Genomic DNA, 8,133 nt, shown 5'->3' on the forward strand with positions numbered 1-8,133 from the left:
GCAGCCAGAACCCGCCGAGGCCGGAGCCCACCAGCGCGGCGCCGACGGCCAGCCGGGTGCCGTTCACGCCGACCGAGCCGCCCAGGCCGGTCTCCACCCCGCCGTGCGGGAGCCGGGCGCCCTCCCAGACGCCCGCCCCGGCGGCCGCGCCGCTGACGGCACCGTTCGTCCCGGCGACCGCGATGGCGACCGCGCCGACGAAACCGTCCCCGTTGGGGCACTTGCCGTCGATGCCCCAGGACGAGTCGGTGGTGGTGCGCTTGGCGGCGGCCGCGGCCATCTCCTGCTCGGAGATGACGGTGGCGCTTCCCGAGTACTTCCCGTCGGGGCCCACGCGGAGTGTGGTGGAGCCGCCGGCGAAGGCCAGCGAGGTCGCGGTGACGGTCTTCTCCGTGCTGCTCGCGCACGTGACACTGACCGAGACCGACTGTCCGGGCTGGGCCTGCGCGGGAGAGACCCAGGCGGGTTCGCTGCCCTTCGCGGACGCGGGGGCGGTGCCGGCCAGGCCGAGCAGGACGGTGGTGCCGAGCAGTGCGGCGGCGGCGGTGCGCGTCGGGCGCATGCCGTACCTCCAGGGGGTCGGGGTTGGGGCAGCGGCCGCGTGACCGGGCCGCTACTCCCGGTTGCCGACCACGCTAGGCAGCACCGCCCGCCCCGGCGAACTCGCAAGGCCGTTCGGGTCCGACCGATGCTCCGGACCCGAACAACCTCCGGCCCCGCCCCCGCCCCCGTCCCGCGACCGGGGCGCCGGAACACCGGGGCACCGGGGCCCCGGAACGCCGGGGTGCCGGGGCTCCGGAACGCCGGGGTGCCGGGGCTCCGGAACGCCGGAAGGGCCCGCCCGTCGCGGGCGCGCCCTCCGGTCCGACCGACCCCTCCCCGGGAGGGCTTATTCGTTGCGGGCGGTCTCCGGCCCGGTGATCCGGCGCAGCAGCGGCAGGGTGGCGCCGATGACGGCCAGGGCGCCGACCAGCCCGCCCGCGACCGCCAGGTAGTAGCCGGTGCCGAGCGAGTGCAGCGTGTACTTCAGCTGCGAGCGCAGGAACAGGTCGGCGGCCAGCAGCCCGGTGCCGATCGCCACGGCCGAGACGGCCAGCAGCGGCACCGCGGACTCCATCAGCACCACCCGGCGCAGCATCGCCAGCGACACCCCGCTGAGCCGCAGCAGGCTGAACGGCCGCTTGCGCTCGCCGAGCGCGGCGGCGACGCTGACCGCCAGGCTGCAGCCCGCGATCGGGAAGGTCGCCAGGATGACCACCCTCGCCAGCTGCTGGAAGCCCTCCAGCTCGCTGCCGGACAGCTGCCGCCCCTCGGAGAGGGTCACCGCCTGCCGGACCGCCGGGTAGGCGGCGTCCACCATCGTCCGGGCCCGCTCGACGGCGGCCGGCGAGCCGTCGGTGGCGACCACCACGTTCACCACCGGGAGGACTGCCAGCTGCTCGGGGGTGTAGGGCGCGGCGGGCCACGCGGTGTCGGAGTAGTCGCGGGCCCCCGCCAGCACGGACGGCAGGTAGGCGGCGGCCGCGCCGGGCTCGCAGTGGCCGAACACCCCGACGGCGTCGAGCTCCGGGCAGGCCACCACCTCGGACGCCGTGGTCTCGTCCCCGACGTGGACCGGCACCACCTTGTCGAGCGGGTGCACCAGCAGGGTGGCGCGCACGCCGGGGACGGCGAGCAGGCCGGCGGTCAGCCCGGGAGGCGCGGGCGGGCCGGAGCGCCGGTCCAGGCCCTCGGGGGTGCGGCCCTCGCCGAGGCTGCTGAGCAGCACGTTGTCGAACTGCCGGCCGCCCTCGACCCGGCCGCGCTCGTCGGTCATGGTGGTGATGATCCCGATCGTCGCGGTCATCACCAGCAGGGCCAGCACCAGCCCGCTGACCGCCCGGAACCCGGCGGTGGGGTTGTCGGCGAGCCGGCGGGCCGCGATCAGGGTGGCCGGGCGCTGGGTGCGCCGGGCCAGCAGGGCGGCGGCCCGGCCGGTCAGCCAGGGGCCGGCCAGCACGATGCCGAGCATGATCAGGCCGAATGCGGAAAGGTAGCCCCGCACCTGGCCGGGGACCGACTCCGGGTGCCGGACCAGCAGGAACACCAGCTCGGCGAGCCCGGCCAGCAGCGGCGCCACCCGCCAGGCCCGGGGCGGCTTCGGGGTGACCCGGCGGCTGACCCCGAGCGGGGAGACCTGCACCCGGCGCAGCGCGATCCGGGCGGTGACGACGGCCGCCAGCGGCACGCCCAGCAGCAGGGCGGCGATCTGCGGGAGCGTCAGGGTGAGGTCGGAGGCGTAGAAGCGCTCCGTGGTCAGCGACAGTCCGGCGACCTTGCCGCGCACCGCGAGGTAGGGCAGGAAGCCGAGCAGCGCGCCCGCCGCGGCGGCCAGCGCCGCCTCGACGGCGGAGACCGCCGCCACCTGCCGGGGCGTGGCGCCGACCAGCCGCATCGCGGCGAAGCGCCGTTCGCGCTGGGTGGCGCTCAGCCGGGTGGCGGTGCCGATCAGGATCAGCAGCGGGAAGACCAGTGCCCCGGCGACGACGGTCAGGATCAGCGTGACGCCGTTGGACTGGATGCCGACCACGCAGTCGTCGCAGCGGTCGGGCGGGGTGGTGAGGATCCGGGCGACCCGCACCGCCCCGTGGACCTTCGACACCTCCTGCGGGGTGCCGCCGACCAGGGCGACCAGGCTGTCGGGGCCGGGCAGCGCGTCCTTGCCGAGGATGCCGATCCGGTGGCCGCCGAAGCGGTCGGCGAGCTGCTCGGGGGGCGCCGCGTCGGCGAGCTTCGCCAGCGCGGGCGACAGGTAGTACTCGCCGTCGGCGGGCAGCCGGTCCACGCCGGGCGGCAGCGCGCCGGTCGGGCCGGTGGTGGCGATGTCGATCCGGCCGATCTGCTGCCCCTGGAAGGAGTCGCGCCGGGCCAGCCACCACAGCGGCGCGTTGCCGTCCGCGTCCGGCCCGGCCGCCGTCGCACCGGCCGCCGTCGCACCGGCCGCCGTCGGACCCGACCCCGCCGCCTCCCGATCGGCGGGGTCGGACCCGGGGTCGGCCTGGGTGGCGGCGGAGAAGCCGCTGTTGGTCCAGGCGTAGCGGCCGTTCTGGGTGTGCACGGCGTTGACGGCCGCGAGGGTGGTGAACAGCAGTCCGACGCCGACGGCGACGGCGACGGCGGTGACCAGCAGGCGCAGCCACGCCTCGCGGCCGCCGCTGACGGCGAGGCGCAGGCCGAGGCGGATCACCGGGCGGCCCGTCCGCTCAGCGAGGTGGCGCGGCCGTCGCGGACGATCGTCTCGCGGTCGGCGTAGGCGGCGATCCGGGCCTCGTGGGTGACCAGGACGACGGTGGTGCCCTGGGCGCGGGCGGAGTCGACCAGCAGGTCCATCACGTGTTCGCCGGTGAGCGAGTCGAGCGCGCCGGTGGGTTCGTCGGCGAACAGCACGCGCGGCTCGGCGACCAGGCCGCGGGCCAGGGCGACGCGCTGGGCCTGGCCGCCGGAGAGCTCGCCGGAGCGGCGCGCCTCCAGCCCGTCCAGGCCGAGCCGGGGGAACCAGGCGCGGGCCCGGGCCAGCGCGTCGGCGCGCTTGGCGCCGCCGAGCAGCAGCGGCAGGGCGACGTTCTCCTCGGCGCTCAACTCGGGGACGAGCTGGCCGAACTGGAAGACGAAGCCGAAGCTGTCGCGGCGCAGCGTGCTGCGCTCCTGCTCGCCGAGGCGGTCGATCCGGCGGCCGTCGAAGTGGATCTCGCCGCCGTCGGGGGCGAGGATGCCGGCCAGGCAGTGCAGCAGGGTGGACTTGCCGGAGCCGGAGGGGCCCATCACGGCGAGGATCTCGCCGGCGTCCACGGCCAGGTCGGCGCCGCGCAGGGCGGGGGTCTCGCCGAAGGAGAGGGTGACGGCGCGGGCCTCGATCAGGGGTGCGGTCATCGGGCGTTCACCTCCAGGGCGAGGGCGTCCAGGCGGGCGGTGGTGAGGTCGATCCAGCGCAGGTCGGACTCCAGGTGGAACAGGCCGTGGTCGGCGAGCAGGGCGTCGACCAGGCTGCCGGAGCGCTTGACCTCGGTGAGTTCGCGCATCCGCCTCAGGTGGGCGGCGCGCTGGGTGTCGAGGTAGCGCTCGGCGTCGCGGCCGAGCATCAGGGCGAGCACGACCTTGCTGAACAGCACGGTCTGCAGGTGGGGTTCGGCGGCGACCGGTTCGCTCAGCCAGTCCTCGAACTCGGTGGCCCCGGCATCGGTGATCACGTACCGCTTGCGGTCCGGCCCGTCGCCCGCCTCGGGGTCGCCGACCACCACCTTGCCGTCCCGGGCGAGCCGCCCGAGGGTCGCGTAGACCTGGCCGAAGGGGAGCGGTTTGCCGCGCCCGAAGAAGGCGTCGTAGTCGCGCTTGAGGTCGTAGCCGTGGCTGGGCTCGCGTTCGAGGAGCCCTAGCAGGGTGAGGGGAACGCTCATGGCAAGACCCTACGTCGCGCGTACACTCCGCGTCTATACACTCGAGGAATACTGACGAAGGGATCTCCGCCCACTACCATCCGCCTGGGGTTTTACGGCGACGGGGCGGGCGGGGTGGAATTCACGATGGCCGGGGAGCACGGCACGACGGCGGGAACGCCGCTGGGCGCCCTCGTCCTGCACCGGGCCCGGCCGCGGGGGGACGCCGCGGCGCTGATCGAGGGCCTGGAGGTCTGGCGGCTCGAACTCGACGGCCGCCCGCTCGCCGAACTGCCCCGCTTCGGCCCGCCCGGCCCGCTCGCCCAGCGGGTGGTGCGCCGTACCGCGTCCGGCACCTTCGAGGGCGCCGAACTGCGCGTCAGCGGGCAGGGCCACCTGCTGCGGTCCCGCCGCCGGGTGGAGTTCCGGGCCGGTGGCCGCGTCCTGCGCTTCGTCCGCCGGGGCCTGGAGGACGCGGAGCTGTGGGAGGACGGCGCGCCCGTCGCCCGGCGCGGACGCGGCTGGCGGATGGCCGAACCGGACCGGTTCCGGGTGTGCGCGGTGGCGGTGTACGACCTGGCCGCACTCGACCACCTCGTCGCCCACCCCGTCCTGCGCAACCTCTGACACCCGACCGCGGCACCCCGGGGGACCTGTGAAGTTCGGACGACTCAAGCAGCACGGCGCCACCGCCACCACTCCGGTGGGCGAGCTGACGGTGCGCCGGGACGCGCCCAGCACCGGCCTGATGGCCGTGCTGCCCGGCAGCAACACCACCGAGCGCTGGTACTTCGAGCTGGACGGGCGCCCGCTGGCCGACCTGCCCAGGTTCGGCTTCGGGGACGCCTACTTCCGGCCGATGGTGCACCGCAGCGGGGTCGGCACCTTCGAGGGCGCCGAGCTGCGGATCGACGGCAACCGCCGGATGCGGGCGGCCGAGCGCTTCGTGCGGCTCAGCACCGGCGGGCGCACCGTGCGCTTCCGGGGGCGGGGCGCGCTGAGCGCCGAACTCGTCGAGGAGGGCCGGGTGCTGGGCCGGGCCCGGGAGGGCTGGGAGCTGGCGGAGCCCGACCCGCTGCGGGTGCTGGCGGTGGCGGTGTTCCACTGGGCCCGGCTGGACAGCTACCTGGACAGTCCGCTGGACCTGCTGCTGCCCTGACCCGGCCCCGTCACCGCCGGCCTCACAGGTCGAGGTCGACCACCACCGGCGCGTGGTCCGACGTGCCCTTGCCCTTGCGGGCCTCGCGGTCCACGTAGGTGTCGGTGACGGCGTCCGCGAACGGCTTGTTGGCGTACGTCAGGTCGATCCGCATGCCGCGGTTCTTCGGGAAGGCCAGCGCCCGGTAGTCCCAGAAGGTGTACGGGCGGTCGTACTTGAGGGCGCGCGGGACGACGTCCCGCAGGCCGGTCTCCTGGAGGGCGGCGAGGGTGGCGCGCTCGGGGGCGGTGACGTGGGTGAGGCCCTCGAAGGCGGCGAGGTCGAAGACGTCCTCGTCGGTGGGGGCGACGTTGAAGTCGCCGAGGACGGCGAACGGGCGCTCGCCCGCCGCGTCCTCGCGGACGGCCTCGCGCAGCGCGGCCATCCACTCCAGCTTGTAGCGGTAGTGCGCGTGGTCGACCTCGCGGCCGTTGGGCACGTACACCGACCAGACCCGGACGGGGCCGCAGGTCGCGGCGACGGCGCGCGGCTCGACCACCGGCAGCAGCGCGTCCTCGGCGAGGTAGCCGGGCTGGTCGGGCAGGTCGCGGACGACGTCCGCCAGGCCGATCCTGGACAGCACGGCGACGCCGTTCCACCGGCCGTCGCCGTGCGCGGCGGACTCGTAGCCCAGCCCGGCGACCGCCTCGGCGGGGAACGCGTCGGTGGCGCACTTGAGTTCCTGCAGGCAGAGCACGTCCGGCTTGGCGGACTCCAGCCACTCCAGCAGCTTGGGCAGCCGGGCGGTGACGGAGTTGATGTTCCAGGTGGCGATGCGGACGGTCACGGCGGCCTTCCCTCGGCGGTGCGGACGGACGGGGCCCCCGGCGCGGGCCGGGCACCCCGTCCGAACATACCGTCCGCCGCCGACAGCGCCCGGCAGCTGACGGCCGCTCAGCGCGAGGGGCGCACCACCCCCGCCGCTCCGCCGCCGCGCCGCACCGGTTCGGCGGCGGCCAGCCAGCGGCCGTCCGGGAGCCGTTCGACGCCGGTGGCGGCGCCGATCTCCGGGGTGGACGCGAACACGTGGCCGAGCGCCCGGAGCCGCGCGGCCTCGGGCGAGGCCAGGAAGGCGGGTTCGGCCTGGGTGGCGGCGGTGTTGCGCTGGCTGGCCCGGGGCGCGGCGATGGCCTGTTCCAGCGTCAGCCCGCGGTCGACCCGGCCGGTGAGCACCTGGAGCACGGTGGTGATGATGGTGGCGCCGCCGGGCGAGCCGAGCGCCAGGTAGGGCTCGCCGTCCTTGAGCACGATGGTCGGCGAGATCGAGGAGCGCGGCCGCTTGCCGGGGCCGGGCAGGTTCGGGTCGGGGACGCCGGGGGCGAGCGGCGCGAAGTCGAAGTCGGTCAGCTCGTTGTTGAGCAGGAAGCCCCGGCCGGGGACGGTGATGCCGCTGCCACCGGTCTGCTCGATGGTCAGCGTGTAGGAGACCACGTTCCCCCAGCGGTCGGCGACCGTCAGGTGGGTGGTGCTCAGGCCCTCGTACGGTTCGGCGGCGGGCTGTCCGGTGCCGGCGCAGGCGGCCGGGTGGTAGGGGTCGCCGGGGGCGAGCGGGCTGGTCAGGGCGTGGTCCGGGTCGATCAGGCAGGCCCGGGTGGCGGCGTAGCCGGGGTCGAGGAGCTGCCGGGCGGGCACCTGGACGGCGGCCGGGTCGCCGACCCAGCGGTTGCGGTCGGCGAAGGCGATCCGGCTGGCCTCCAGGTACTGGTGGTCGTAGGCGGCCGGGTCGGTGAGCTGCGCGGCGCCGTTGGCGGCCAGGATGTTCAGCGCCTCGCCGACCGCGGTGCCGCCGGAGGAGGACGGCGCGATGCCGTACACGTCCAGGCCCCGGTAGCCGACGTGGGTCGGGGCCTGCTCGCGGACGCGGTAGGCGGCCAGGTCGGCGGCGTCGACCTTCCCGGGGCGGGCGGTGCGGCCGGAAGCGGGGTCGACCGGCGGGTGCTGGAGGGTGCGCACGACGTCGGCGCCGATCGGGCCCCGGTAGAGCGCGTCGGTGCCCTGGCGGCCGAGTTGGCGGTAGGTGGCGGCCAGGTCGGGGTTGCGCAGGGTGGAGCCGACGGCCGGGGGCTGCCCGCCGGGCAGGAACAGGGCGCGGCTGGCCGGGAAGTCCTGGAACCTGGCCTGGTTGGCGGCGGTCTGGTCGCGGAAGGTCCGGTCGACGGTGAAGCCGCGCTCGGCGATCCGCTCGGCGGGCTCCAGCACCTCGGCCAGGTCGCGGGTGCCCCAGCGGCGCAGGGCCCGCTCCCAGGTCGCGGCGGTGCCGGGGACGCCGACGGACAGGCCGCTGGTGACGGCGTCGTCGAAGGCGAGCGGCTTGCCGTCCTCGAGGAACAGCGTGCTGTCGGCGCTCCGGGAGGCGGTCTCCCGGCCGTCGATGGTCTCCACCTTCCCGGTGCGGGCGTCGTAGTGGACGAAGTACCCGCCGCCGCCGATGCCGGCCGAGTAGGGCTCGGTGACGCCGAGCGCGGCGGCGGTGGCGACGGCGGCGTCCACCGCGTTGCCGCCCTTCCTGAGGACTTCGATGCC

8 protein-coding genes are annotated in these 8,133 nt (G+C 75.9%); 2 read left to right on the forward strand and 6 right to left on the reverse strand.

Features of this window, described 5'->3' with window-relative positions:
• The 4 genes from ACFUEL_RS30090 to ACFUEL_RS30105 all read right to left on the reverse strand — a co-directional run.
• On the reverse strand, positions 1 to 562 hold a 562-nt coding region (locus ACFUEL_RS30090), incomplete at its 3' end, for a hypothetical protein (RefSeq protein WP_380239937.1).
• A gap of 327 nt (positions 563 to 889) precedes the next feature.
• Positions 890 to 3,226, reverse strand: coding sequence for an FtsX-like permease family protein (locus ACFUEL_RS30095; protein WP_380239938.1), 2,337 nt, complete (start codon positions 3,224 to 3,226; stop codon positions 890 to 892).
• A complete protein-coding gene (locus ACFUEL_RS30100) occupies positions 3,223 to 3,909 on the reverse strand; it encodes an ABC transporter ATP-binding protein (RefSeq protein ID WP_380239939.1) in 687 nt (228 codons plus the stop codon). Before ACFUEL_RS30100 ends, ACFUEL_RS30095 begins: the two co-directional genes overlap by 4 nt.
• Complete coding sequence (locus tag ACFUEL_RS30105; RefSeq protein ID WP_380239940.1) at positions 3,906 to 4,433, reverse strand: PadR family transcriptional regulator; 528 nt, start codon at positions 4,431 to 4,433, stop codon at positions 3,906 to 3,908. The genes ACFUEL_RS30100 and ACFUEL_RS30105 overlap by 4 nt, the downstream gene beginning before the upstream one ends.
• A 114-nt stretch (positions 4,434 to 4,547) precedes the next feature.
• On the opposite strand from ACFUEL_RS30105, the gene ACFUEL_RS30110 reads away from it, so the two are divergent.
• Positions 4,548 to 5,039, forward strand: a complete 492-nt coding sequence (locus tag ACFUEL_RS30110; RefSeq protein ID WP_380239941.1) for a hypothetical protein — start codon at positions 4,548 to 4,550, stop codon at positions 5,037 to 5,039.
• A 28-nt stretch (positions 5,040 to 5,067) separates the two neighbouring features.
• Positions 5,068 to 5,571 carry a hypothetical protein gene (locus ACFUEL_RS30115; protein WP_380239942.1) on the forward strand — a complete coding sequence of 168 codons (504 nt, stop codon included), beginning with the start codon at positions 5,068 to 5,070 and terminating at the stop codon, positions 5,569 to 5,571.
• Between the two features lie 22 nt (positions 5,572 to 5,593).
• On the opposite strand, the gene ACFUEL_RS30120 is transcribed toward ACFUEL_RS30115, so the two are convergent.
• Positions 5,594 to 6,397, reverse strand: a complete 804-nt coding sequence (locus ACFUEL_RS30120) for an exodeoxyribonuclease III (RefSeq protein ID WP_380239943.1) — start codon at positions 6,395 to 6,397, stop codon at positions 5,594 to 5,596.
• A gap of 107 nt (positions 6,398 to 6,504) precedes the next feature.
• Positions 6,505 to 8,133 (reverse strand): gamma-glutamyltransferase (gene ggt, locus ACFUEL_RS30125; RefSeq protein WP_380239944.1); only part of this gene is annotated, 1,629 nt, incomplete at its 5' end.

The organism is Kitasatospora sp. NPDC057198, from assembly GCF_042670125.1.
In the GTDB taxonomy this organism is placed as follows: Bacteria; Actinomycetota; Actinomycetes; order Streptomycetales; family Streptomycetaceae; genus Kitasatospora.